At 59.7% G+C, this 24,317-nt stretch carries 21 protein-coding genes and 2 pseudogenes; 8 read left to right on the top strand and 15 right to left on the bottom strand.

The window, feature by feature from the left end; translation table 11 throughout:
- Nucleotides 1-63: 63 nt before the first annotated feature.
- Together ACRER8_RS03125 and ACRER8_RS03130 are read right to left on the bottom strand one after the other, a co-directional pair.
- Entirely contained in the window at nt 64-1,038 is a 975-nt protein-coding gene (locus ACRER8_RS03125; RefSeq protein WP_431744893.1) for an aldo/keto reductase, read from the bottom strand.
- Complete coding sequence (locus tag ACRER8_RS03130; RefSeq protein WP_431744894.1) at nt 1,035-2,342, bottom strand: NTP/NDP exchange transporter; 1,308 nt, start codon at nt 2,340-2,342, stop codon at nt 1,035-1,037. Before ACRER8_RS03130 ends, ACRER8_RS03125 begins: the two co-directional genes overlap by 4 nt.
- A 207-nt stretch (nt 2,343-2,549) precedes the next feature.
- Between ACRER8_RS03130 and ACRER8_RS03135 the strand changes: the two genes are divergently transcribed.
- Together ACRER8_RS03135 and ACRER8_RS03140 are read left to right on the top strand one after the other, a co-directional pair.
- A complete protein-coding gene (locus ACRER8_RS03135; protein ID WP_431744895.1) occupies nt 2,550-2,885 on the top strand; it encodes a hypothetical protein in 336 nt (111 codons plus the stop codon).
- Between the two features lie 179 nt (nt 2,886-3,064).
- Nucleotides 3,065-4,036, top strand: a complete 972-nt coding sequence (locus ACRER8_RS03140) for a hypothetical protein (protein WP_431744896.1) — start codon at nt 3,065-3,067, stop codon at nt 4,034-4,036.
- Between the two features lie 491 nt (nt 4,037-4,527).
- On the opposite strand, the pseudogene ACRER8_RS03145 reads toward ACRER8_RS03140, so the two are convergent.
- The 3 genes and pseudogenes from ACRER8_RS03145 to ACRER8_RS03155 all read right to left on the bottom strand — a co-directional run.
- Nucleotides 4,528-4,668: pseudogene (locus ACRER8_RS03145) on the bottom strand (carboxymuconolactone decarboxylase family protein); the annotation flags it as partial.
- Nucleotides 4,669-4,671: 3 nt separating this feature from the next.
- The gene (gene ligD, locus ACRER8_RS03150) at nt 4,672-7,302 is read right to left on the bottom strand and encodes a DNA ligase D (protein ID WP_431744897.1); all 2,631 of its coding nucleotides are present in this window, start codon (nt 7,300-7,302) and stop codon (nt 4,672-4,674) included.
- A gap of 75 nt (nt 7,303-7,377) precedes the next feature.
- On the bottom strand, nt 7,378-8,298 hold the full coding sequence (locus tag ACRER8_RS03155; protein ID WP_431744898.1) for a Ku protein: 921 nt from the start codon (nt 8,296-8,298) through the stop codon (nt 7,378-7,380).
- 234 nt (nt 8,299-8,532) lie between these two features.
- Between ACRER8_RS03155 and ACRER8_RS03160 the strand changes: the two genes are divergently transcribed.
- Nucleotides 8,533-9,711, top strand: coding sequence for an MFS transporter (locus ACRER8_RS03160; RefSeq protein WP_431744899.1), 1,179 nt, complete (start codon nt 8,533-8,535; stop codon nt 9,709-9,711).
- Between the two features lie 47 nt (nt 9,712-9,758).
- Here ACRER8_RS03160 and ACRER8_RS03165 read toward each other — a convergent pair whose 3' ends face one another.
- On the bottom strand, nt 9,759-10,025 hold the full coding sequence (locus ACRER8_RS03165) for a hypothetical protein (RefSeq protein ID WP_431744900.1): 267 nt from the start codon (nt 10,023-10,025) through the stop codon (nt 9,759-9,761).
- Between the two features lie 34 nt (nt 10,026-10,059).
- Nucleotides 10,060-12,801, bottom strand: coding sequence for a cystathionine beta-lyase (gene metC, locus ACRER8_RS03170; RefSeq protein ID WP_431744901.1), 2,742 nt, complete (start codon nt 12,799-12,801; stop codon nt 10,060-10,062).
- Nucleotides 12,802-13,045: 244 nt separating this feature from the next.
- On the opposite strand from metC, the pseudogene ACRER8_RS03175 reads away from it, so the two are divergent.
- Nucleotides 13,046-13,318 (top strand): annotated as a pseudogene (locus ACRER8_RS03175) (LysR family transcriptional regulator); the annotation flags it as partial.
- 310 nt (nt 13,319-13,628) lie between these two features.
- Here ACRER8_RS03175 and ACRER8_RS03180 read toward each other — a convergent pair.
- The 3 genes from ACRER8_RS03180 to ACRER8_RS03190 form a co-directional block, all read right to left on the bottom strand.
- Complete coding sequence (locus ACRER8_RS03180; protein ID WP_431744902.1) at nt 13,629-14,348, bottom strand: alpha/beta hydrolase; 720 nt, start codon at nt 14,346-14,348, stop codon at nt 13,629-13,631.
- 641 nt (nt 14,349-14,989) lie between these two features.
- Entirely contained in the window at nt 14,990-16,315 is a 1,326-nt protein-coding gene (locus ACRER8_RS03185) for an LLM class flavin-dependent oxidoreductase (protein ID WP_431744903.1), read from the bottom strand.
- A gap of 15 nt (nt 16,316-16,330) precedes the next feature.
- The gene (locus ACRER8_RS03190; RefSeq protein WP_431744904.1) at nt 16,331-17,284 is read right to left on the bottom strand and encodes an aliphatic sulfonate ABC transporter substrate-binding protein; all 954 of its coding nucleotides are present in this window, start codon (nt 17,282-17,284) and stop codon (nt 16,331-16,333) included.
- A 230-nt stretch (nt 17,285-17,514) separates the two neighbouring features.
- Between ACRER8_RS03190 and ACRER8_RS03195 the strand changes: the two genes are divergently transcribed.
- Nucleotides 17,515-17,958 (top strand): hemerythrin domain-containing protein, encoded by a 444-nt coding sequence (locus tag ACRER8_RS03195; protein ID WP_431744905.1) that lies wholly within the window; start codon nt 17,515-17,517, stop codon nt 17,956-17,958.
- Nucleotides 17,959-18,021: 63 nt separating this feature from the next.
- On the opposite strand, the gene ACRER8_RS03200 is transcribed toward ACRER8_RS03195, so the two are convergent.
- The 4 genes from ACRER8_RS03200 to ACRER8_RS03215 form a co-directional block, all read right to left on the bottom strand.
- Nucleotides 18,022-19,020, bottom strand: a complete 999-nt coding sequence (locus tag ACRER8_RS03200) for a bile acid:sodium symporter family protein (RefSeq protein ID WP_431744906.1) — start codon at nt 19,018-19,020, stop codon at nt 18,022-18,024.
- Between the two features lie 107 nt (nt 19,021-19,127).
- A complete protein-coding gene (locus tag ACRER8_RS03205) occupies nt 19,128-19,358 on the bottom strand; it encodes a hypothetical protein (protein WP_431744907.1) in 231 nt (76 codons plus the stop codon).
- A 185-nt stretch (nt 19,359-19,543) separates the two neighbouring features.
- The gene (locus ACRER8_RS03210) at nt 19,544-20,722 is read right to left on the bottom strand and encodes a GGDEF domain-containing protein (RefSeq protein ID WP_431744908.1); all 1,179 of its coding nucleotides are present in this window, start codon (nt 20,720-20,722) and stop codon (nt 19,544-19,546) included.
- A gap of 283 nt (nt 20,723-21,005) precedes the next feature.
- The gene (locus ACRER8_RS03215; RefSeq protein ID WP_431744909.1) at nt 21,006-21,341 is read right to left on the bottom strand and encodes an ArsR/SmtB family transcription factor; all 336 of its coding nucleotides are present in this window, start codon (nt 21,339-21,341) and stop codon (nt 21,006-21,008) included.
- Between the two features lie 49 nt (nt 21,342-21,390).
- On the opposite strand from ACRER8_RS03215, the gene ACRER8_RS03220 reads away from it, so the two are divergent.
- Complete coding sequence (locus ACRER8_RS03220) at nt 21,391-22,482, top strand: NADH:flavin oxidoreductase/NADH oxidase (RefSeq protein ID WP_431744910.1); 1,092 nt, start codon at nt 21,391-21,393, stop codon at nt 22,480-22,482.
- A 393-nt stretch (nt 22,483-22,875) separates the two neighbouring features.
- Here ACRER8_RS03220 and ACRER8_RS03225 read toward each other — a convergent pair whose 3' ends face one another.
- Complete coding sequence (locus ACRER8_RS03225; RefSeq protein WP_431744911.1) at nt 22,876-23,124, bottom strand: hypothetical protein; 249 nt, start codon at nt 23,122-23,124, stop codon at nt 22,876-22,878.
- A gap of 150 nt (nt 23,125-23,274) precedes the next feature.
- Between ACRER8_RS03225 and ACRER8_RS03230 the strand changes: the two genes are divergently transcribed.
- Together ACRER8_RS03230 and tspO are read left to right on the top strand one after the other, a co-directional pair.
- Entirely contained in the window at nt 23,275-23,598 is a 324-nt protein-coding gene (locus tag ACRER8_RS03230; RefSeq protein WP_431744912.1) for a hypothetical protein, read from the top strand.
- Nucleotides 23,599-23,782: 184 nt separating this feature from the next.
- On the top strand, nt 23,783-24,223 hold the full coding sequence (gene tspO / locus ACRER8_RS03235) for a tryptophan-rich sensory protein TspO (RefSeq protein ID WP_431744913.1): 441 nt from the start codon (nt 23,783-23,785) through the stop codon (nt 24,221-24,223).
- The last annotated feature ends 94 nt before the right edge of the window (nt 24,224-24,317 follow it).

Consider the following 24,317-nt stretch of genomic DNA (forward strand, 5'->3'; position numbering starts at 1 on the left):
GGAGCGAGTTCATTCGCTCCCACAGTTTGAATCGTGCTCACCTTGAGAGATTCGCCCCAGCGCTCACCCCACCAACGCAATCAACTGCTGCCGTTGTGCATCGGTCAACAACGGTCCCACCGCCGCCGCGGCGTTTTCCTTCATATATCTCGGATTGCCCGTGCCCGGAATCGCGCAGGTCACTGCCGGGTGGGAGATCAGGAATTTCAGCGCCAGCTGCGCCCAGCTGTTGGCCTGCACTTCCCCCGCCCACCCCGGCAGCGGTTGGCCGCGCAAACGCCCGAGCAAACCTCCGCCGCCGAACGGCCGATTGCAGATGACCGCCACGCCCCGCTCCCGACACAACGGCAACACCCTTGACTCCACCGCCCGATCATCCAGTGCGTAGTTGATCTGCAGAAAATCCAGCTTCTCGGCCTTTAGCACCGCTTCCACTTCGTCATACGCTGAAGAGGTGTAATGGGTGATGCCGATGTAACGAATGCGTCCCTGTTCTTTCCACCCGCGCAGAGTCGGCAGGTGGGTTTTCCAGTCCAGCAGATTGTGGATCTGCATCAGGTCGATGCGCTCGGTCTGCAGCAGCCGGAAGGAGTCTTCCATCTGCGCGATGCCCTCCTGCTTGCCACGGGTCCAGACTTTGGTCGCGAGAAATGCCGGAGAGCGCGGCTCATGGATCGACAGCAGCTCGCCAGTGCTCTGCTCGGCGCGGCCGTACATGGGCGAGCTGTCGATCAGTGTGCCGCCTGCCGCAAACAACTCATCGAGCACTTTGGGCAAAAGTTTGTATTCATCACTGCCCGGCGCGACATCGAACCCGCGATAGGTGCCAACGCCGATCATCGGCAGCGCTTCGCCACTGGAAGGAATGTTTCGGGTGAGCATTTTGCGGTCTCCTTTATTGCCATTACCGGAAATGGCAGGGGCAGCGGTTGATGGCGGATTGACGCCCGCCGCCGCGAAATCGAACGCCAGCGCTGCCGACGCGCCAGCAGCGAGGGTGAGCAATCGTCTACGGGTGAAAAGCCTTGAGTCGGTCATGGACGTCTCCCGTGTTCAGCGTCGCGTTTTTTCTCTTCCTGCCGTTCGGCCAGCCACGCCGACAGCCAACTCCAGAGCCCGGCGAACGGCACGATCAACAGCGCCAGCAGGCCAAAACCGGCGCCCAGCGTCGAAAGCCCTGCCGACAACCAGCCACTGGCTGCGTCGCCGCCGCGATAGACCAGGGTTTCGATGACGTTCTTGGCCTTGTACTTCTCTTCGCGGCTGACCACCGTCCACAACACCTCACGCGCGGGCCGCACGATGGCGAACTCCACGGCCCGGCGCAGCCCTTGAGCCAACGCGACGCTGGCAGGCACCGGTGCCAGCGCCATCGCGGCAAAGGCCACCAGCGTGGCAATCGGCATCGCCGCCAACGCCCCACCGATCCCGACCAGGCGAATCAGCGGAGCCGTCAACAGCAGCTGGAAAACCAGGGTCAGCACCGACACCGTCAGGTCCACATAGGCGAAGAACTGCGTGCGCGCGGCCACATTGGCATAACTGTCGGCGACGATTCGGCCCTGCTCGAAATACAGCAAGGTCGCCGCGCTGGTGTGCAGCAGCATGAACAACACCAGGCCCAGCAGATAGCAGGATTTGAGGATCAGCGTCACGTCTGCCAATACCCCGCCACCCATGCTGCGACTTTCTTCGCCCAGCCGTTGATAACCGCCCCCGCCCCCTTCATCCGGGCTGCGAGGTTGGGTCCTGAGCAGCAAGGCGCGATAGCAACGCACGGCGATCTCAAGCAGCACGGCAGCGGCGACGGTCAGCGCCAAGGGGCCGAGGTGGGTTGCCATGGTCGCTGCCAATAATGGCCCGATAAAGGTGCCCAACGTGCCGCCCGCCGCAATGAAGCCGAACAGCCGCCGGCCCTGCTCATTGGAAAAACGGTCGACCAGCACGCTCCAGAACACCGTGACGATGAACAGGTTGTAGACGCTGATCCAGACGAAGAACACCCGCCCCACCAGCACCGGCGCCTCATGCCGGGAAATGAGCAAGCCGAAGATCAGCATCGACAGCGCCACCAGCCGATACACCAACGGCACGAAACGCTTGGCCGCAAGCCTTGCCACCATCGCGCCATACAACGGCACGGCGATCAACATGACGACGAACGTCGCCGTGAACAGCCATTGCAACTTGTCCGCGCCACCTTCCAGCCCCAAGGCATCACGCAGCGGGCGCACCAGGTAGTAGCTGGCCAGCACACAGAAATGGAACGCGAAACCAAGCGACAGCGCCGCCCGCTCATGGGGCTGGACCTGCAGGGTCTGGAACGGATGCAGGCGGCTCATGGCGCCGCCCATGCCAGCGCATGGGCATCAATGTGAAACGAGCGTCTGGAGCAGGCCATCGCGGGTCTCCCGATCGGACAATGATTGATCGACCGCCAAACGCCAGTCTCGGTTCAACGACCATTTCGTCCGTTGGGCCAAGATCGCGGGAACGCTCAGCGTCAGCCACGCGTCACACCTTAAGCACTGACCACGGAGCCAACGAACATGAAAACAGTAATCACTGAGCAAGAACTCGCCGAAGCGGACCTGCGGCCCTACAAGGAAATCTGGCTGACCTCGACGCTGGCGCTGGCCGAAACCGGCCACAACGAGGACGAACTGTGCCTGTGGCGATCAGAGCTGGCCTTTACCCACGACATGATGAGCGAGGGCACCCACGATCAGAATCTCAAGGGTGTGTGGCTGGTGGTTGACGACATCGACAATGCGGAACAGGTGCTGGAAATCGAAAACGAAGTGCGCGAGCGCTTGCGGGTGCTCGGTTTGCAGGGCGAGTTTTACCCGGCGGAGGTTGGGGATGGGCATGCGTCGCAAGGGTGAGCGTCGAACCCGTAACGCGCATGTCCGCCCCAACGGCGCCTCTACCGGCGCTGCAACGCTCACGTAGGAGCATTCCGAAGATTCTGTAGTCACACCATTGCTTACGGTTTGTTTAATGACATCTACCAAATAGGGTCTCTATCGTCGCTTCTTCATTTCGCTGAATAAGAAGCTCAACGATGTCGAGACCTTATGCATTCGTCAACGACCAGACCCAGAATTACACCTACCTGCGCGACCACCGGCTCGCCATTCCCATCGGTGCCCGCCCCAAGTTCGACCAGCTTAATTCTCACATTCGTAATGAAGTCGTCATGCCTGGGCAAGTGGTTGTCGTGAGCGAGGGCTCTGCGCAGATGTGTACCCCCGAGGAAACACAGTTGCGGCAGCTGGCCCAGAACGTGCGCATGGCCATGATCGGCACCGTGCACACTGAAAATAAAGTCATGGTCCAGAATTTCGATGTGCTTCAAAGCATCATGACTTACGGCTCAATCGGGATCGGTGCCAGTACGGGGGCATGGAGCAAACACCTGACTGAAATTGAAAATCTGCTCAAGGAAACCCAGACGCTGCATCAGCGCTGGCGTTCCGGAGCGTTGACCAACGATCAGTTTTTCGCACAACGAGGCGCCTTGTTTACCCGGATCGACACCCACTTGAAAGGCATCGGCCGGTTCGGAACGGGCCTTAATAACCAAGGCAAGATGAAGCGAATCCTGGGTATTTCGAGCAAGAGTTATCTGCACACGGGCGAGATTGCGGGGTATGCCAAGCACGTCAAAGGCGTTTCAAAAATGGCAAGCGCGATGAGTAAAGGAACGTATGTCGGGATTGCGCTGGATGTCGGCGTAGGTGCGCTGGAGATTCAGGAGGCGTGTTCTGTTGGGCGGGAGGAGCAATGCACCGAGGCCAAGTATGTCGAAGGTGGTAAAACGGCTGTGGGTATAGGATTAGCAGCGATTGGTGGAACCGCTGGAACTTATCTCGCAGGCGCCGTTTGCATAGCTATCGGTATTCCGACCGGGGGCGTGGGCACGTTGGCATGCGCGGTAATCGGAGGCTCCCTAGGCGCATATGCTGGCGGCCGGGCAGGGTCTCATTTTGGTGAGCAAGCTGGCGACAAACTCTTCGAGCAGATTGAACGATGAGACACGACACTTCTGGCTGGATAGCAATTTCTATCAGCATATCGGCCGTGCTGAACTTGGCTCTCCTGCTTTTCTCTGCGTATTGGAAGCTCCCCATTGCGGAGCAGCGCCTCGTTAATTGCAGAATCGTCTCGAACACGAAAAGCGTCTGGCGAGGCAATGACCCTATCGCACGGTTCAACAGGCTGGGTGCAGTGGCGTTGGTCTTTACGTTGAGCGGCTTGCTCGACAAGCGTGGCTTGATCGACCGAAACGAAGCAGATCATGTACCGCTAAGTTTGCGCATGTGGACAACAGGCCCAGTATTGGGCAGCTGCTTGATATTGGTGGTGGCCGTGAGTTTCTGGGTAATAGATAAGATCACAATCGCGTGATCCTACAGCCCTGCCCAACTCACCCGAGGGCACTCAAGCAGCCCGCCGCTTCGTCAAGCATATCTGCGGCACCGAGGGCGTGAGCAGATCGGTTCGTGCGAAGGACCGGCGTTGTTGTCACTTCTTCAACGCCTCATACGCCTCCCACGCATGCATCGAGTAGATGTACGCCACGCCCGCATTCAACGAAATCGCTGTCGCCAATGCCGCCGCCACTTCCTCGCGAGTGGCACCGGTGGCGATGGCCGCTTCCGAATGTCTTCACCCCGGCGCCTTGACCCCCAATTGCTTCCACATCGGCTTGGTAATGCGCTGGGTGTTCTTGTACCCCGCCCACGGATCGGCCTTGAGCTTGCGCAGGCGCTTGAGCAGATTGCCGATGTTCCACTGCGCCGAAGACTTGAGGGCGCTCAGTTCGTCGCGAGCGATCGGCACTGAAACCGGCAAGCCTGGGCGCGCGCGTACCGAATAGGCGGCGACGGTGCTGGCGCCGCGGGTGTTGCGCAGGTAGTCGATGAAGATTTTGCCAACCCGGTTTTTCGGCCCGGACGTCGCGGTGAAACGCTCCGGCAGTTGTTGGGAAATGAACTGCGCCAGCGCCTTGGCGAAAGCTTTCACGGTTTCCCATTCGGCCTTGCGCGCCAGCGGCACGATGATGTGCATGCCCTTGCCGCCGCTGGTCTTGATATACGCATCCAGGCCCAGTTCGTCGAGCACCGCCAAGGTCATCTGCGTGGCTTCGATCATGCTGCGCCACGGCAGATCCGGATCCGGGTCGAGATCGAGGACGAAATGGTCCGGCAGCTCGATCTGGTCATAGGTCGAGCCCCAGGTGTGCAGCTCGATCGTGCCCATCTGTGCCGCCCCGACCAGCGCCTGCACGCTGTCGATTTCCATCAGCCGCGCATGGCCCGTGTCGAGGCCGGGATCGAGCTGCTTGATGTGGGGAATCGCCAGCCGTTCGGAGTGTTTCTGAAAGAACTGTTCGCCTTCGACGCCTTCCGGGCAACGCAATAATGCAACCGCACGATGATCGAGGTGGGGCAGAATCCAGTCAGAGATCGACTCGTAGAAATGCGCGAGATCGATCTTGTGCAGACCGCTCTGGGAATCGATCACCCGCTCGGGATGGCTGATCAGCACGCCCGCGACGTCGACCTTGTCCTTGGTTGCCTTTTTGCTGGCAGGCTTGGCTTTTTCAGCCGGCGTGTCGGCTTTGCTAGCGCCAGCTTTCGAGGCGTTGGGTTTGAACGGGGCTTTGATGTCTTTCGGGGTTCTTGGGTATTCATGGACCACTTCACTGGCCGGTTTGTCACTGCGCAACGCGACAAACGACGCATGGCGAATGATGCCTTCGCGGGTCCACTCACCGAACTCCACTTCCCCGACCAGCGTCGGTTTGATCCAGTGCACGCCACGGGCCTGAGCGCTGGTGAGTTTTTTCCCAAGAGGTGATGCGTCCTGTTCCAGTGTCTTGAGTTGCTCGAACATCTCGCCGAGCATTTTCTGGTTGAAGCCGGTGCCCACTCTGCCGGCGTAAACCAACCCCGCGTCCTCCTCGTTCACCGCCAGCAGCAACGCGCCAAAACCGCTGCGACCGCCTTGCGGTTTGGTGAAACCGATGATGACGAACTCCTGACGCAGCTTGCATTTGAGCTTGATCCAGTCCGGGCTGCGGCGAGACTGGTACCCACTGCCGGCGCGCTTGCCAATCACGCCCTCGAGCGACAGTAAACATGCGCTCTCGATGATGTCGCCATGGCTCGCCGAGAACGCATCGGAGAATCGCAGCAGGCTCTTGCCTTGCCTACCCAACAGCTTTTTCAGGATCGCCCGACGTTCTTCTACCGGTTTCTCACGAATGTCCTCGCCATTGAGAAACGGCACATCGAACAGGTAATAGACGATGTCCTTGCTGCGGCCGATCTCGAAGGCATTCTGCAATGCCTGGAAGTCAGGCAAACCGGCGTCGTTGAGTACCACGACTTCACCGTCGAGCCAGCCATCGCCCAGATTCAATTGACTGATGGCCTTGGCCTGCAAGGGCAGACGCTCGGTCCAGTCATGGCCGTTGCGGGTGATCAGGCGCACCTCGCCGTCGAGAATACGGGTCATGATGCGATAACCATCGAACTTGATTTCGTACAGCCATTCGCCTTCGGGTGGGGCGTCCATCAATGTCGCCAATTGCGGAGAGAGTTTTTCCGGCATTTTGGTCTTTTTCGCCGGGGTCTTGCCGGCCGGTTTATTGGCAGGCTTCTTGTCCTCTTCAGGCGCAGAGGCAGCCTTGCGTTTGCTGGTTTTGGCGGGAGCTCGCCCCTCGCCCACCGTCGCACCGCTGACCACGCTCTCCGGCTTGTCGGTGACGATGTCGTACTCGTCCGCCGAGCGCACGGCAGCATCCTTTTCCTTGATCAGCAGCCATTGTTCCTTGTCGCTATTGCCCCTCAGATGCGTGCGTACCAAGGCCCAGTCGCCCGTGAGTTTTTCGCCGATCAGGGTGAACTTAAGCTTACCCGCCTTATAAGTGGCTCGCGGATCGCCGTGAGGCTGCCAGATGCCCCGATCCCAGACGATGACATCCCCGGCACCATATTGCCCCTCGGGAATGCTGCCCTCGAAGGTGCCGTAGCCCAGCGGATGATCTTCGACATGCACCGCCAAACGCTTGTTCTTCGGGTCAAGGCTCGGACCCTTGGGCACTGCCCAGCTCTTAAGGGTGCCATCTAGCTCAAGTCGAAAGTCGTAATGCAGATTGCGCGCATCGTGCTTGTGGATGACGAAGCTCAGCGCCTTGTCCTTGCTGGTGCGCGGCCGGTCCGGGGTTTCGGCGGGCTCGGACGTGATGTCGAAATTGCGCTTGCGGGTGTACTCACTCACAGGTTTTGCCATGATCGATTCAACCTCTGCGCCGTGTTCTCAAGGGAACGGTTCTCATGGGAACGGCTCTGAACAAGGCGCGTTTTTTCAGGACGCCTTGGTCGTCTTTTTCCTCGCAGGGGCTCGCCGTTTGGCCGCAGGTGCATCATCAGCGGCTGCGGTTTTGCTCTTGCTGGCAGGTTTGGTATCCGCTGGGGTTTTGGCAGAACCACCCCGGCTGCCCAGACTGCGTTTGAGCAACTCAGTCAGATCGATGACATCAGCGGATTTGCGCTCGGTTTCGCCAGCGTCGGTTTCCACATCTTCGATTTTGCCTTCCCGGGCCTTGGTCTCGACCAGCGTCATGATCTGGTCCTGGAAGGTGTCACGGTACTCTTCGTCGTCTGGCGACCACTCGGTGCTCATGTCCTTGACCAGCCGCTTGGCCATGTCCAGTTCGCTCTTGCTGAGCTTGACGTCGGTGGCTTCCTTGGGCAGATCCAGACTGTCGATGCCGCGCACCTCGGCCGGCCAGCGTAGCAACACCAGAATGATCGCCGAGTCCAGCGGCATCACCGCCGCCAAGTGCTGGCTGGTGCGGATCACCACATGAGCCAGTGCGACCTTGCCGGTATCCACCAGCGTCTGCCGTAACAAAGCGTAGACCTTCTCGCCGCGCTTGTCGGGCGCGAGGAAGTAAGGCGTGTCGATGTTCTGCAGGGGAATCTGCGCGCTGTCGACGAAACCGAAGATATCGATCGTTTGCGTGGACTTGGGATGCGCGGAGCGAATTTCTTCTTCGCTGATCACCACGTAGCGGCCTTTCTCGTACTGCACACCCTTGACGATGTTCTCCTTGGTCATCTCCTTGCCGGTGACCTTATTGATGCGTTTGTAACCGACCGGATCCATGCTGCGCTTGTCCAGCCAGTCGAAGTCGACGCCCTGCTGCGAGGTCGCAGACACCAGCGCCACAGGAATATGCACCAGCCCGAAGCTGATTGCGCCCTTCCAGATTGCCCGAGCCATCGCGTTAGTTCCCAAGGAGTGTGTGTAGCAGTGACCGGGGCGAGAGAGGAAAAGTTTCGACTGGGTGACGGGTGTGTTCAGTGACGAAGATTCAATCATTCCTCTCATGCATAAATCATATCGATCTGATAGCGCTTCTTAACGCAATGAAAAGGCGTTAGCCTCGTCGCCATCCTTTTCCATGCGCCGTCGCAGAGAGTTCCGCCGACGATGCGCCGCACAATCGAGTGACCCATGACCTCAATCTCCCAGACTAATCCGGTTGCAACCATGACCAAGGGGCTGGCAATCCTGTTCGCGTTTTGCTGCGGCGCGATCGTAGCCAATATCTATTACGCCCAGCCCATCATCGGGCTTATCGCTCCGGATATCGGGCTGTCGAGCACACTGGCAAGTTTCATCGTATCGCTGACTCAGATCGGTTATGCCTTGGGTCTGTTTTTTTTGGTGCCGCTGGGAGATCTGCTGGAAAACCGCCGTTTGATGATGATCACCACGGCGGTGGCGATCCTGAGTCTGCTGAGCGCAGCCTTTGCGCAAACGCCGAACCTGTTTCTCCTGGCGTCGCTGTTGGTGGGGTTCAGTTCGGTGGCGGTGCAAATTCTGATTCCGCTGGCGGCGCATCTGGCGCCGGAGGAAACCCGTGGGCGAGTGGTTGGCAGCATCATGGGCGGATTGCTGTTGGGCATTTTGCTGGCTCGTCCAGCATCCAGCCTAATCGCCGACCACTTCGGCTGGCGCGCCGTGTTCGGGACGGCGGCCGTGATGATGCTGCTGATCAGTGTGGTGCTGGCCACCACCATTCCCAAGCATCAACCGGCCCATAACGCCAGCTACGGCCAACTGCTCAAGTCGCTGTGGACCTTGCTGCGCAAACAACCGGTGCTGCGGCAACGGGCGTTTTACCAGGCGTGCATGTTCGCCACCTTCAGCCTGTTCTGGACGGCGGTGCCGCTGGAACTGGCGCGCAATCATGGTTTGTCGCAGAGCCAGATCGCGCTGTTTGCCCTGGTCGGCGCCATCGGTGCCATTGCTGCGCCAATCGCCGGAAGGCTGGCCGACGCCGGTCATACCCGTGTTGCCAGCCTGTGCGCGATGCTGTTCGGCGCCCTGAGCTTTCTGCCGAGCCTGATCCAGCCCGCATACGCTGTGATCGGCATGGCGGTGACGGGAGTGGTTCTGGATTTCTGCGTGCAGATGAACATGGTCGTTGGCCAGCGTGCGGTTTATGCCCTGGATGCCAAGAGCCGCAGTCGCCTGAATGCGCTGTACATGACCAGTATCTTCCTCGGCGGCGCCATCGGCTCGGTCATCGCCAGCGCCCTCTACGACCACGGCGGCTGGACCTGGATCGTGGTGGTCGGGAGTGCGTTCCCACTGCTGGCATTGCTGGTGTTTTTGAAGAATCGGTGAGTCGTCTGTAGCTGCGCGGCTTGCCGGCGGTGGCGATTTTGCGGGCGTCAACGTCGGCGAGCTGTGCTGCTATGGGGTATGTCTTTCGATGCAAGAGTTTGAGATGACGCCTTCACCAGCAAGCCGGCTCCTACAAGTTGGCGTGAATATCCAGGCATCATCGGGTTGCCGGTGTTTTTGAAAAATTCGGTGAGTCGTCTGTAGCTGCGCGGCTTGCCGGCGGTGGCGATTTTGCGGGCGTCAACGTCGGCGAGCGTGCTGCTATGGGGTATGTCTTTCGATGCAAGAGTTTGAGATGACGCCTTCGCCAGCAAGCCGGCTCCTACAAGTTGATGTGATATCCAGGCGTCACCGAATCGCCGCAAACCCTCTTTCCAGATCCTCGATCAGCGCGCTGACGTCTTCCAGCCCGATATGCAGCCGCAGCAGTGGGTTGAGCGTCTTGTTGTCTGCGTTTTCGCGGTCGCGGACGTTGGCGGTGATGACCAGACTCTCGAAGCCGCCCCAGGATGCGCCGAGGCCAAACAGGTGCAGGGCGTCGATGAATTGCTCCAGGTGTCTGGGGTCGTTGTCGGCCAATTCGAACGTCAGCAGGCCGTTGCTGCCGTTGAAGTCGCGTTTCCACAGGGCATGGTTCGGATGGTCGGGCAGCGCCGGGTGGAACACGCGTTTGACCCGCGGATGTTGCTGCAACCATCGGGCGACTTGCAGGGCTTGGCGCTCGTGGACATCCAGCCGGGTTGCCAACGTTCGGGCGCCGCGCAGGACCAGATAGGCATCGTCCGGGCTGACGGTACTGCCGAAGGTATCGGTCATCACTGCCAGTGGCTGCCATACGGATTGAGTGGTGCACACGCTGCCCATCATCACATCGCTATGCCCAGCCAGATATTTGGTCAGGGCCATGATGGAAATGTCCGCGCCCAGCGTCAGCGGCCGGTACTGATAGCCCGAGCCGTAGGTGTTGTCGATCGCCAACAGAATCCCGCGAGGCTTGCACAGTGCCGCGATGGCTGGCAGATCGGCTAGCTCATACAGCAACGAACCCGGTACTTCGGCGTAGACCATTTTGGTGTTGGCCTGCAGCTTGGCTTCCAGCTCGCTGCCATCGGCGTTGAAATAGCTGTACTCAATGCCGAACGAGTCGAGGAATTCCTCGGCAACCTGACGCACCGGCGAATACACCGCGTCGGTGATCAGCACGTGATCGCCGGGCCGCAGGTACGCCAGGAACGTCTGCGCCACCGCCGCCAGGCCGGTGCCGAACAGCCGGGTGCGGTAGCCGCCTTCCAGCTCGGTTACCAAGTCCTCCAGTTCGAACGCCGTCGGGTTGCCACGGGCGCCGTAGCTCAGCACACGCTCGGTGTCCCGGCGTTTACGGGCATCGCGCATCTCGCCAAGGCTGTCGAACAGCACCGTACTCATGCGCGACACCGGCGGATTGACGCCGCGCACGCCACTGCCCTTCTCGCCACGGGCGGCATGCACCAGCCGCGTGCGCACCCGGCTTTCACCGGCGTGACTGGCAAGCGGTTTTAAGCTGGCAATTTCCTGTTCAGTCATCTGCCCCAACAGGCCGATTTCCCATGCCAGATACTGACGAGCCGCGGCCTTGTTGCCGGAATGCCGGTCGTGGGTGAAGAACAGAAAATCGATGCACTGCTCGTTCGGCGGCTTACTGGCGTCTTCACTGAGCGCGAACCCGGCGGCCTGCCATGCCTGGAATTCCAGCCAACGCACCTGCTGACGCTGCTGCTCGGGCAATTCGCCCGCCGCAAGCGCTGCGACGTGTGGATGATCGGCGATCAGCACGATCGGTTTGGGCTCGGCGGCCAGATCATCCGCCAGCCGCGAACGAATCGACCACACTGAACCGGCAATATGCGCCTTGCGATAAGCCATGCTGCCGCGCAGATCGACTAGCGTAACGGCATCTTCACGCAATGAATCCGCCAACTCGGCGGCGCTGATTTCAGGCAGCGTCAATGGGCTGGAGAACGTGCCGACCGGCAACGCGAGACCACTGTGCAAACCATCCTCCAGCACATAGGTCTCATGCCCCAATTGGCGCAACCAACTGGCGACGACCGGAGCACGTACACCATCGTCGTCGAACAACACCAGCCGCGCCTGACGCACGCCAATGTACAGGTCTGTGGACTGAATCAATTGTCCACCCGGTGTATGTTGCGCGCCGGGCAGACTGCCGAAGGCGAATTCTTCCGGGGTGCGCACATCGCACAGAAACAAGCTGCGCGAAGCATCGTTCGCCCAGGCGGCGACCTGCTGCGCATTGACCGTTTGCGCACCCGCACGCCGGGCCAGACGTCGCGCCGCTTCACGCCGTTCAGTCAGTGCGTCGGCTGACGAAACGTCCGCATAACGTCGGTTGCTGCCATATTCCAGCGGCAGGTCGGCGAGGTACCAGCCTTGGGTGCCGTTCTCCAGCGCGTAAACCGGGTTCTTCACGCCCAGATCGATCAAGGTCTGCGCGCCGATGATGCTGCGGGTGCGACCGGCGCAGTTGACCACGATGGGGGTGGTTTCGTCCGTCACCAGATCGTTGAGGCGATAGCCCAGTTCGCCGTTGGGGCAGCACACGGAACCGGGAATGGTCATCTTGCGGTATTCGTCGAACGGGCGACCGTCGAGCAGCACCAACGGCTCGCCCCTGGCCTGCCATGCGGCCAGTTCAGTAGCGCTGATATGCGGCGTATGACTGGCCTCTTCAACCAGCTCGCCAAAGGCTTTCGAAGGCACATGCACCCCGGCGAACAGCTGCAACCCGGCCGCCTGCCAGCCCTGGGCGCCGCCTTCGAGCACGTGAATGCGGGTGTAGCCCAGCTCAAGCAGACGTTGCGCGGCGTTGACCGAAACATCGCTGCCGGTCTGGTCGTAGATCACCAGGCGCACGCCGGGGTTGGGCGCCAAGCGACGGACCTCGATTTCAAGACGGCTGTAGGGCAGGTTTACCCCGTGAAACAGATGCGCTTCGCCGTACTGACCATGCTCGCGCACGTCGAACAGGGCAATTTCCTGCCCGTCGAACAGCCAGGCTTGCAGTTGTTGCGGGGAGACTGTTTGGCTCATGGAATTCTCGCGGTTCTTTCGTGTTGCTAGATCAAGAGACTGGCGAAATCTTGTGGGAGTGAGCTTGCTCATGAAGGCTGAGGTCCAGCCGCGAAGATTGAGCGAATGTACCGGCCCTTCGTGAGCAAGTTCACTCCCAGGGGATTTGTTTCATCAACGATTATTGCGCTGATACCCCGCGGTTCGCCAGCAAGCCGGCCCTACAAGGGATCGCGTTTCAACCCACATAGGCGAGTCATACGTTATCTCCACCACCCTCGACTTCGAACCGCTACGCACCTTTGTCGCCGTCGTCGACATCACAGCGTCGCCGGTGCCGGCGCGCAGTTGTCGGCATGCAATCGTCGGTGACTCCGCACATGCAACGGCTGGAACAACAGATCGGCATCATCCTATTTCAGAAGCAGGGCCGGCAGAATCAACTCATCGAGCCCGGTCGCCAGTTGTTGCGCCACGCCCGGCAGATGCTTTCGGTGATGATGCACTCAATTCGCTACCGGAAAGCAGCCTCGGCGGGGGCTTCGGAGAGTCCGGGGTTGTGATGGGTTGCATGATTGACGCTTGAACGCGCTCTGCAACAGCACGGCTTACCGGCGGTGACACGCGAGAGATCGCTACCGCCGGCAAGCCGGACTGCTACAGGGGATTTGGGTGCGACTGGCCAGATACGGGCCCCCTGTGGGAGCGAATTTATTCGCGAGACAGAGGTTCAGACGATCCATTTCTGTCGCCCGACTCATTTTTCGCGAATGAATTCGCTCCCACAGAGATTCGTGCCAGGTCAGCGGTATCGGGACACCGATGGGATCGCCACCGACAGATGATAGCTATCTCAACTGCGCTTCAATCCACGTCTTCAAATCTCCCACTTCCGCCGAGGTGATGGTGTGCCCAGCCCCTGGGTAGGCATGAAACTCCGGCGTCACCAGCAGCGTTTCCAGCGCAGTCTGCGCGTCGGTGGCACCTGCGAACGGCACGCGGTAGTCAGCAGTGCCATGGCCGATGAACACCTTCAGTGACTTCAGCCGATCATCCGCTTTCAACCGCCCCTTGAGCCCCGCGAGAATCTTGCCGCTCAGCGGCGCAATGCCGCGAACGAGCTCGGGATGCTGCAGGCCGATCTGATAACTCATCATCGCGCCCTGGCTGAAGCCCACCAGGATTACCTTGTCAGGCTGCGTAGCGTATTTTTCCGTGGCCTGTTCGATGAAGGTCCTGAGCAAATCCGTGCTTTTGTCCACATCGCCGGTCACGCCCTCGTATTCGGCCTGATCGGTGTCCTGGGTGAACCACTTATAGCCACCGCCATCGACCTCCCCAGGCGCACGCACCGACAGGTACGTGTAATCCTGCGACAGCTCGTCCTTGATGCCGAACAGGTCGCGTTCGTCACTGCCATAGCCGTGCAGGAAGATAATCAGCGGTTTGTCATTGGAATGTGCGGGGGCCGCAGCGAGGTAAGGCAAAGCCAGATCGGTGAGCAGTTCAGGTCCGGCATGGGCGAAACCTGTGAACACACAAAGCAGCGCGGCGAAAAACTTCATCATTGCGAACGGGCCCTTTCAGAAAACGTCGGGCCCATCATACGCAGCATGTCTGGCATGTCAGCCCGTCATCGATCGAGGATGCTGTCGGGTTGCTGTACGGGGTGCAAATTTCAACCGCGCCCCCATCGAGCTGCAGCCGTCCGGCTTGCGACGGCTGACTGACCTGTGGGAGCGAATTCATTCGCGAGACAAAGGTTCAAGCGATACATCGCTTTCGCCTAACCTCATTTTTCGCGAATGAATTCGCTCCCACAGCGGTTCGATGTGTGGATCGCAGACTTCAACCGCGCCTCCATCGACCTGTAGCGGTCCGGCTTGCGATGGCTGACTGACCTGTGGGAGCGAATTCATTCGCGAGACGGGGGTTCAGACGATGCATCTCTGTCGTCTGCCCATTTTTCGCGAATGAATTCGCTCCTACAGCGGTTTGATGTGTGGATCGCAGATTTCAACCGCCCCCATCGGCCCCGTAGCGGTCCGGCTTGCGACAGCTGACTGACCTGTGGGAGCGAATTCATTCGCGAGACAGAGGTTCAGACGATGCATCTCTGTCGCCTGACCCATTTCTCGCGAATGAATTCGCTCCTACAGAGGTTTTATTTGGATTGCAGACAAGCCGTGCGGCTAAAAACGAAGTTCCCTCAATCTTCCAGCGCCGACAACCCCAAATGCTCGCGCAGCGTCGAGCCTTCATAGCCTGTACGAAACAGCCCCTTGCGCTGCAGATGCGGGATCACGCTTTCGACGAACTCGGTGAACGAACCCGGCAGATATGCCGGCGAGATGACAAAACCGTCGCAGCCACCCTGGGTGAATAGCTCGGCCAGTTGATCGGCAATCTGTGCGCCGGTGCCCACCAGTTGCGGCACGCGTACGCTGCTGGCAAAGATTCTGCCAAGTTGCTCCAGGGTCGTGTCTGCCCCCTGCATCAACAGCTTCTCAGCCGCTGCCGGGTGGATCGACGGCGCACGGGCAATCTCAGCCAGCGTGGCCGACAGCGGAAACGGCGACAGATCGACGTTCAACTGCGATGCCAGCGTCACCAGCCCCAGCTCCGGGCGCGCCAGGGCATTGTGCTTGTCACGTTTGGCGCGGGCTTCAGCCTCGCTGCCACCGATGAAGGGCATGACCGCCGTCAGCACCTTGCAGCTATCGGCCGTGCGACCCTGCTGCACCACCTGCCCACGCACATCCTCGCGAAATGCCTGCATAGCCTTCAAATGTGGATGGATGGTGAAAATCGCCTCCGCCCAACGTGCGCCGAAACGCCGTCCGCGCCCCGAGGAACCTGCCTGAATCAGCACCGGCCTGCCCTGCGGCGTGCGTGGGATGTTCAGCGGACCTTCGACCTTGAACCACTCACCGTGATGCTGCACCGAGGTGATCTTGTCAGGATCGGCCAGCACGCCGCTTTCGCGGTCCAGCTTCAGCGCGCCAGGCGCCCAACTGCGCCAGAGCTTCAACGCGACTTCGACGAACTCATCGGCCCGGTCGTAACGCAGGTCATGCTCAAGATGCTTGTCCTTGCCGAACAGGCGCCCTTCGCTGTCGTTCATCGAAGTCACAATGTTCCAGGCCGCGCGCCCTCGCGAGAGGTGATCGAGGGTGGCGAACTCGCGGGCGATGTGCGCGGGCTCGTAGTAGGTGGTCGAACGCGTGGCGCCCAGCCCCAGTTTGCTGGTCTGCCCGACCAGGTAGGAGAGAATCGGCAGCGGGTCCAGCCGCGTTGCATCCTGCGCGCCGTAACGCAACGCCAGATCCCGCGACCCGCCCATTTGATCGCCGACTGCCAGACGATCGGCGAAAAACAGAAAGTCGAACAATCCCTCTTCCACTACCTTTGCGGTGCGCGCGTAGTAGTCCGGATCGAGGTAGTTACCCACCGTTTCCGGGTGACGCCAGGCCGCGTGACTGTGAATGACCGGCCCGGTCAGCAGAAAGGCAGAAAAGTGAATTTGACGGCTCATGAACGCTCTCCTGCCCTATTCGGATTTAGGTTCGGCCTGCGGAACCCAGACTGATATATCGGAAATCTTCAAAGGTTTGGGGATCAGCTTCGCATCGAAGTAGTAATCGGCGATGCGCTGCTGCTCGGCCAACTCATCGATCTTGACCGGGACGATGTCGTAGCTGCGGCGCTGGTTGGCCAGTTCCACGGTTTCAGGCGGGATGTTGCCCCACAGCGGCGCGAGATTCTTCGCGGCTTCCTGCGGATGCCCTTTGACCCACTGTCCGGCCTGATGAAGGGTGTCGAACACCACTTGCAGGACTTCCGGATGGGCCTTGGCGAAGCTGGTATTGGCGACATAGAAACGGTTGTAATTGGCGACGCCATCAGTACCGTCGGCCAACACACGAACGTGGTGCTCACGTTGCTGGGTCGCGAAGAACGGGTCCCAGATCGCCCATGCATCGACATTGCCGCTGGAGAATGCGGCCACGCCGTCCGGCGCCTCCAGGTAAACCGGCTTGATGTCGGCCAGCGTCAGGCCGGCCTTCTTGAGTGCCGAGATGAGCAGGAAATTGCTGCCCGAACCCTTCGAAACTGCGACGCTCTTGCCTTTGAGATCCGCGACGCTGCGGATTGGCGAGTTGTCCTGCACGATGATCGCTTGCGCGGTTGGCGACGGGTTTTCCCGCGCGTAATAGGTCAACGGCGTATTCGCCGCCTGCGTGAACAGGGCGAAAGCATCAGCAACGTCAGCATGCAGATCGACACTCCCCGCATTCATTGCACTCAACAGCCCACTGCTGAACTCATGCCAGTTGACGGTAAAACCCAATGGCTTGAGGCGCTGTTCCAGCTGACCGTCGTTCTTGAGCAGGATCCACAGCGTCGATGAGCGCTGGTAACCGATGTTGATGACCTGCTCGGCGTGCACCGTGACGGTCGCCAGCAGCAAGGTGCAAGCGACGATGAGTTTACGTAGGGACATGGCGATCCTTGGGTGTTGGGAAGGGAACGGTATGAGGCTCAATGGCTGAAACGCTCAGTCCCGAAAAGCATGAGCGCACAAGCTTAAAGTCGTTTTTATTATAAAAAGTGATAAGAATTATGAAAGAAACGTATGGTTCTAAGCTTATGCCGCAAGGCCGGGGTGAACGTACGCTCGCCTGTCGGGTCTAGGCATTAAGCGGCGAACCTGCCCCGATTGAGGAAGACATTTTGAACATCTTCGAAGCCTTGAGAGAAAGCCATGAGCGCCAGCGCGGCTACGCCGATGCGCTGATTGAGACGCACGGGGACAGCAAGGACCGTGTCGAGGCCTATGAGCAGCTCAAAGCTGAGCTCCAGGCGCACGAAACCGCCGAGGAACGGTTCTTCTATATACCGCTGATGCAGTACGACAACGGCGTCGACCTGAGCCGCCACGCCATTTCCGAACATCACGAGATGGACGAGATGATAGAGGAACTGGATGAAACTGAGATGTCCAGTCCGGCCTGGCTTGCGACGGCGAAAAAGCTGTCGGAGAAGGTTCATCACCATCTCGAGGAAGAAGAGCACAAGTTCTTCCAGATGGCCGGAAAGCTGCTGGATGACAAACAGAAGGAAACGTTGGCGGGGGATTATGTGAAGGAATATGAGGAGCAGTTGGCGCAAGCGTGAGCTATCGAATGACAAAGCCCCGAATCATCGGGGCTTTGTCATTTCAGGGAAGCGGTGCGGGGATCAAGGATCGACCTGCGCCATCAGCTCGGCCACAGGCTCGTTGCGCCGGGCATAGCGCTGGGCAAGCACCGCGCAGACCATCAGCTGAATCTGATGGAACAACATCAGCGGCAGGATCAAGACGCCGATGGTACTACCGGCAAACAGCACCTGAGCCATCGGCACGCCTGTGGCCAGACTCTTCTTAGAGCCGCAGAACAGAATGGTAATGCGGTCCTCCAGACTGAAGCCAAACAGCCTGCCCAACAGTGTCGAAATCGACAACACCAACGCCAGCAACACGCAACATACGACGACAAGCGTCGCCAGATCCCACAGCGGAATCTTGTGCCAGATGCCCTCATTCACCGCTTCGCTGAAAGCGCCGTAAACCACCAGCAGAATCGAACCCTGATCGACATATTTCAGCCAGCTCTTGTTGCGCCCGACCCAGCCGCCGATCCAGCGACGAGCGATTTGCCCCACCACGAACGGCAATAGCAATTGCACGCTGATTTTGACGATGGCATCGACGGTCGAGCCGCCTTCGCCGTGAACGTTCAGCAGCAGAGTGACCAGCAGCGGCGTGAGAAAAATCCCGAACAGACTCGACGCAGCCGCGCTGCAGATTGCCGCCGGAATATTGCCGCGCGCCAGGGAGGTAAAGGCGATCGCCGATTGCACTGTCGCAGGCAGCGCGCAGAGATACAGGATGCCCATGTAGAGATCTTTGCCGATCAGCGGTGACAGCACCGGCTTGAGCGCCAGACCCAGTAGCGGAAACACCACGAAAGTCAGCCCGAATACCAGCAAATGCAGACGCCAGTGGCCTGCACCGGCGATGATCGATTCACGTGACAGCTTGGCGCCGTGCAAAAAAAACAGCAGCGCAATCGCGATATTGGTCAACCAGCCGAAACCCACGGCCACCTGGCCGCTGGCGGGTAGCAAACTGGCAATGATGACCACCGCGACCAAGGCCAGCGTGAAGTTATCGGGTAAGAAACGAGGACGGCTCATCGGCAAAATCCGGTCATGACAAGGACAGTGTTCGCAACTGTACGCCCTTGATCGTGTTCCGGCTAACGCCAACGAGCCGAATAATAGCGCCTAACGGACAGCGTCAATCAGGACAAACCGCCTTCAATCACCCGCAATACCGTCACGCGCCGCTTTCCCGGGGCGTTGTTGACGAGTTCGGTGAGTGCCGCCTGCCACTTGTGTACGTCTTTTTCCTTCGACAGCGTCATCAATTGCTCCCAACCCATCGCGTCCTGCGCCGCAGTTTCCGCGCCGGAACCCTCAGTCATACGTTCACGCTTCATAAGATTTGCTGCAATTTCCGAGAGGGTACTCAAGGCTGGCTCCATGACACACTCGTCTGCGAGCGCGTCGATACTATCCGCGGGATGGGTGCAGGCAGACCTCAGCGTCAAATTTCGGATGGTGCGGCCCCCTGCCCCAGGGTCGTAGCAATGTTTAGACCACAAGCGCAGGCCTGTGCGGAGATTCAGACCAAGTACATGGTTGCAGGAATGGACGTCTACGGCGTCTGCAGGGCGATTTCGCTCGCGTGGGTTCGATCGACCAGGCGAACGCTGTCGCGCCCGCCGCGCTTGGATTCGTAGAGCGTCGCGTCACCCTGCTCTATCAGGGCGCCCAGGCTGGCCGGAGGTTGGTCGAACACGGTAGCGCCGATGCTCAGGGTCACCGCGTCCGGTGTCGCGAACGCCTGAGACGCCGCTTCGTGAAACCGTTCACGCAGGGTGTTGCCCAACGCGACGATTCGCTCGCTGGAGGTGTTGCTTAGCAGCATCACGAATTCATCACCACCGAGCCGGGCCGCCAGCGCGCCGTCGGGCAAGACCGAACGAATCATTTCGCTGAGCACGACCAGCAACCGGTCGCCCGCCGTATGCCCGTAAAGGTCATTGACCGATTTGAAGTTGTCGATATCGATCAGCAGTAAAGCCCCGGCCCGTGATGCCGAAACATCTTCGAGCAGACGCGGTGCGCGAACTTCCAGCGCACGCCGATTGTAAAGCGCCGTCAGCGGATCGCGGGCGGCCAGACGTTCGATACGTTTCTCTCGGCGGTAGCGCTCGGACCCGGTCATTGACAGCGCGATCAACATGATCGCTATCGCTCCCTCCACCAGGGAAATCTGGATGATTTCTCCGCGGAATGCCGCAAGATCGATCAACGTGCCCGGCACTGCCGCCGTGATTGCCTTGGCTAGATAGAAAAGCCCATGACCCAGCAACACATAACGCAACTGCCCCGCGCCGACGCTCAGTGATTTGCCGTGGGGACGCAAAAGCAGGCTGGCCTTGAACATCATCAGCGCGATCAGCGACGAATTGACCAGCAGCATGACCTTCGACCACCACGGTGCCTCAGGCAGCAACAACATCCCCACCCACACCACGAAAATCAGATACCAGCCTCGCCATAGCCGCGCCTGGGTAAACCTCACTACTCCCAGCAGAAACAGCCAGTGCGCGGTCACCAACAAGCCATTGGCGAACCATATACCGATCAGCAGAATGCCGCTGCTGCGCAGCAACGCGAGCATGCACCCAACCGTGATCGTGGCAAACCCTGCACTCCAGAACAGCAGCGAAGCTTCCCGGACATGGCGCCACTCCGCAGCCAGATACAACGATGCCGCTGCGGCGAGAGCAATCGAGAGGGTCAACATCGTGATGGGATCGAGCGCCATATACTGCCTGGTTTTGTCAGGGGTGCGGTGGAGGGGCCGATTGTAAGCGTTCGGGGCGGTTTTTCAGAGGGCCTGACGCGCTTGCCCTTACTTATAGTCAAATCGCTGATTAGACAAAACCCCGGCAAAGCGACCTGTTGGAAACAATCTTGACGGGAATACGCTCGAATCTCGCGCATCCGGTTGCGCCAGACCCGCCTTGACGTCGACGCTGAGCGGATACTTCAGAGGCTGCCGCTGAGGTAGAGGGATAGTGCTGGAAATGCCTTGGGGCAATAGTTGCTCAGGCTTGCGCAAGAATACTGCGCAGCAGCCCGGGAAACCGAAGATCGAGTTCCTCGGCGCGCAATGAGTTCATGTGCGTAGTACCGACGTTGCGCGTGTGGACCAGCCCGGCATCACGCAATACCCGGAAATGGTGGGACATCGTGGACTTCGGCCGACCGCCATCCAAGTCCCCACAAGACGCTTCGTCTACGCCCGCCAGGCAGCGAACGATTTCAAGCCGCACAGGGTCGCTCAGCGCGTAAAGCAGGCGCTCGAGGGCAAAGTCGGATGGGATGGGGTGTTTGAAGGCACGCATGTTCGCATCATAGCGAGGGCTTCCAACGAACGCCATATTTCGAATACTATCGAACTAGCGAAACATTCCCACCAGGAGTCTACCCATGTCAGCACTGTTCGAGCCGTTCTCCCTGAAGGACGTCACCCTGCGTAACCGCATCGCTATCCCGCCGATGTGTCAATACATGGCCGACAATGGCGTGATCAATGATTGGCACCAGGTACACCTTGCCAGCATGGCACGTGGCGGCGCGGGTTTGGTCGTGGTCGAGGCCACGGCGGTCTCCCCGGAAGGCCGTATCACCCCTGGCTGCGCCGGCATCTGGAGCGACGAACACGCCCAAGCGTTTGTTCCGGCGGTGAAGGCGATCAAGGCTGCGGGCGCCGTGCCCGGCATCCAGATCGCCCACGCAGGACGCAAGGCAAGCGCCAACCGTCCATGGGAAGGCGATGATCACATTGCCGAAAACGACCCCCGCGGCTGGAAAACCATCGGCCCCTCCCCGATCGCGTTCGGCGCCAACCTGCCGAAGGTGCCCGAGGAAATGACGCTGGCTGACATCGCCCGCGTACGTCAGGACTTCGTTGATGCTGCGCGCCGCGCCCGCGAAGCCGGTTTCGAGTGGATCGAATTGCACTTCGCCCACGGTTATCTGGGTCAGAGCTTCTTTTCCGAGCATTCTAACCAGCGTACCGATGCCTACGGTGGCAGCTTTGAGAACCGCAGCCGTTTCCTGCTGGAAACGCTGGCCGCAGTTCGTGAAGTGTGGCCGGAGAATCTGCCACTGACTGCGCGGTTCGGCGTCATCGAGTACGACGGCCGGGATGAACAAACCCTCACCGAGTCGATTGAGCTCGCCCGCCGCTTCAAGGAGGGAGGTCTGGACCTGTTGAGCGTCAGCGTCGGCTTCACCATCCCGGAAACCAACATTCCCTGGGGCCCGGCCTTCATGGGCCCGGTGGCCGAACGGGTGCGCCGTGAAACCGGTCTGCCAGTGACCTCTGCCTGGGGCTTCGGCACTCCACAACTGGCGCAAACCGCACTCCAGGCGGGTCAGCTGGACTTGGTGTCGGTGGGACGCGCCCATCTGGCCGATCCGCACTGGGCGTACTTTGCCGCCAAGGAACTGGGCGTGGACAAAGCGTCCTGGACCCTGCCCGCGCCTTATGCGCACTGGCTTGAGCGCTATCGCTGATTCAATCAGCTCGACCCCGGCGGAATTCCGTCCTTGTTGAAGTCCTTGAGGCGTTCCTTCTCTTCCTCGGTGGAGTGAGCAGGAACGTCTTCTTTCGGTGGTGCTTTTTTGTCTTCGCTCATGGCAGGTGTCCTCCGATAGTTACCACATTGGGCACCTTTCCTACGGCGCAGTTCACGCCAATCCTGATGCCGAATGCGCTCTTCGATTCAGGCAGGGAACCATGTCTTTCGCATCAGGAACAGCCGTGGCTGGATGCCCAATAAGATTCATGGCTCCCTTAAAGGACGTTGAAGAACCTATGCTGATCACGTTGGCGAAACTGCCAACGCAGCGACATAGCACCAGAGTGCGCACGCCCCAGTTGGCAGTGCAACAGCGGACTTCACACAGCTATTCGAGTTTGATCACACCCGTCATGGCGGTGAACTGGCTTTGCCGGTGCTGAAGTTTGTCGAGGATTTCTGATGGGGTCGACTCGCGGAATATCACCATGTGGCCCACTTCGTTGCCGCCCTCGGTGACCCGCTCGATGTCGTTGATCATCCAGGTTTTCAGCTCATCGGCGGTGATGCCCAGCTCCTGTGCAACTTTCTGGTGCAAGCGTTCCGTATCGTACTGATTGAATTGATCATTGTTCATGGGATGCCTCCTGGGCTGGCTGTAAGGTTAAGGCCGCGGGGCAGCGCCACAGTTCATTCGCCGGGACGTTGCGCACAGATCGACCGCAGCAGCATCGGCAGCTATTAATCGACTACAGAAATGAACGGCCAACCCAGGGAGCCCCCCGACATGAACCCCACTACACCCGATGGCCGCTATTTCGTGGTCAAAGGACAGCTGTGGCGTTGCTCCAATCCTGCGCTCGACGAAGGCGACCGTCAGCGGCTGGTGAATGAGCTCATGGCAGCGCGGCGGGCGGTCAAGGCGGCGAAAGCCTCAGATGACCCAGCGCAATTAAAGGCGGCGAGGAAGGACGTCAATGCAGCCAAGGTCGCGCTTGGAGAGCGTGGCCCGGTCTGGTGGGATGACGGTGCGCCCGACTTCAACAAACATAAGGCCGCCAATACGCCGTACGCAGACTGGTATGCATCGTTGGGCGAATCCGACACCTGATAATGTCCGGTTACACCTCACCTTGCGGGCGTTTTCGATACCAGCAATACAACGCGGCGCAAAACCAAGCGCCGGACGGATCAATCCGGGATCTGTGTAAGGACTTTTCGGCTTGATAGGCATCCAATCCAGTGACGGCCGACGTGGCCCTCTGAATCCCGATTGCTCTAGCCAAGGATCCCAGATGACCTTCTATATTTTCCTCGTTGCCTGCTGCGCTGCAGCCAGTACCGGCATCATTTTCAAGCCCGGCAGCTGGTACGACAGCCTGCAAAAACCTGGCTTTACCCCGCCGAACTGGGTGTTTCCGCTCGCCTGGACCACGATCTACCTGCTCCTCGCCTGGGCGGGGTATCGCTTGAGCCTGATACCCGGCAGCCAGACCGTTCTGGCGTTATGGGCGACCCAGATTGCGCTCAACACCCTGTGGACGCCAGTGTTCTTCGGCGCCCACCGCATCTTCGCTGGCATGGTCATCCTATCGCTGCTCTGGCTGGTTGTGGCGACCATGGTGGTCATCGCCATACAGCTGGATCTGATAACCGGACTTATCCTGTTCCCCTACCTCATCTGGCTCAGCGTCGCAGCCGCGTTGAACTTCTCCATCCTGCTGCATAACCGATGATCAGGTAAGTCAGTGGGCGGCAGCATGTCGATAGCAGAGTTTGCCATCGGCTACCGCGGCCCACTCGCCCCACGCCGAAAACTTCGGAATGGCC

This window comes from Pseudomonas sp., assembly GCF_050739935.1.
In the GTDB taxonomy this organism is placed as follows: Bacteria; Pseudomonadota; Gammaproteobacteria; order Pseudomonadales; family Pseudomonadaceae; genus Aquipseudomonas.

Coding starts and splice junctions, on each gene's coding strand:
- ACRER8_RS03125 (WP_431744893.1), bottom strand. CDS start 1,038: ATGACCGACTCAAGGCTTTTCACCCGTAGACGATTGCTCACCCTCGCT.
- ACRER8_RS03130 (WP_431744894.1), bottom strand. CDS start 2,342: ATGAGCCGCCTGCATCCGTTCCAGACCCTGCAGGTCCAGCCCCATGAG.
- ACRER8_RS03135 (WP_431744895.1), top strand. CDS start 2,550: ATGAAAACAGTAATCACTGAGCAAGAACTCGCCGAAGCGGACCTGCGG.
- ACRER8_RS03140 (WP_431744896.1), top strand. CDS start 3,065: ATGTCGAGACCTTATGCATTCGTCAACGACCAGACCCAGAATTACACC.
- ligD (WP_431744897.1), bottom strand. CDS start 7,302: ATGGCAAAACCTGTGAGTGAGTACACCCGCAAGCGCAATTTCGACATC.
- ACRER8_RS03155 (WP_431744898.1), bottom strand. CDS start 8,298: ATGGCTCGGGCAATCTGGAAGGGCGCAATCAGCTTCGGGCTGGTGCAT.
- ACRER8_RS03160 (WP_431744899.1), top strand. CDS start 8,533: ATGACCTCAATCTCCCAGACTAATCCGGTTGCAACCATGACCAAGGGG.
- metC (WP_431744901.1), bottom strand. CDS start 12,801: ATGAGCCAAACAGTCTCCCCGCAACAACTGCAAGCCTGGCTGTTCGAC.
- ACRER8_RS03180 (WP_431744902.1), bottom strand. CDS start 14,348: ATGATGAAGTTTTTCGCCGCGCTGCTTTGTGTGTTCACAGGTTTCGCC.
- ACRER8_RS03185 (WP_431744903.1), bottom strand. CDS start 16,315: ATGAGCCGTCAAATTCACTTTTCTGCCTTTCTGCTGACCGGGCCGGTC.
- ACRER8_RS03190 (WP_431744904.1), bottom strand. CDS start 17,284: ATGTCCCTACGTAAACTCATCGTCGCTTGCACCTTGCTGCTGGCGACC.
- ACRER8_RS03200 (WP_431744906.1), bottom strand. CDS start 19,020: ATGAGCCGTCCTCGTTTCTTACCCGATAACTTCACGCTGGCCTTGGTC.
- ACRER8_RS03210 (WP_431744908.1), bottom strand. CDS start 20,722: ATGGCGCTCGATCCCATCACGATGTTGACCCTCTCGATTGCTCTCGCC.
- ACRER8_RS03215 (WP_431744909.1), bottom strand. CDS start 21,341: ATGGCGTTCGTTGGAAGCCCTCGCTATGATGCGAACATGCGTGCCTTC.
- ACRER8_RS03220 (WP_431744910.1), top strand. CDS start 21,391: ATGTCAGCACTGTTCGAGCCGTTCTCCCTGAAGGACGTCACCCTGCGT.
- ACRER8_RS03225 (WP_431744911.1), bottom strand. CDS start 23,124: ATGAACAATGATCAATTCAATCAGTACGATACGGAACGCTTGCACCAG.
- ACRER8_RS03230 (WP_431744912.1), top strand. CDS start 23,275: ATGAACCCCACTACACCCGATGGCCGCTATTTCGTGGTCAAAGGACAG.
- tspO (WP_431744913.1), top strand. CDS start 23,783: ATGACCTTCTATATTTTCCTCGTTGCCTGCTGCGCTGCAGCCAGTACC.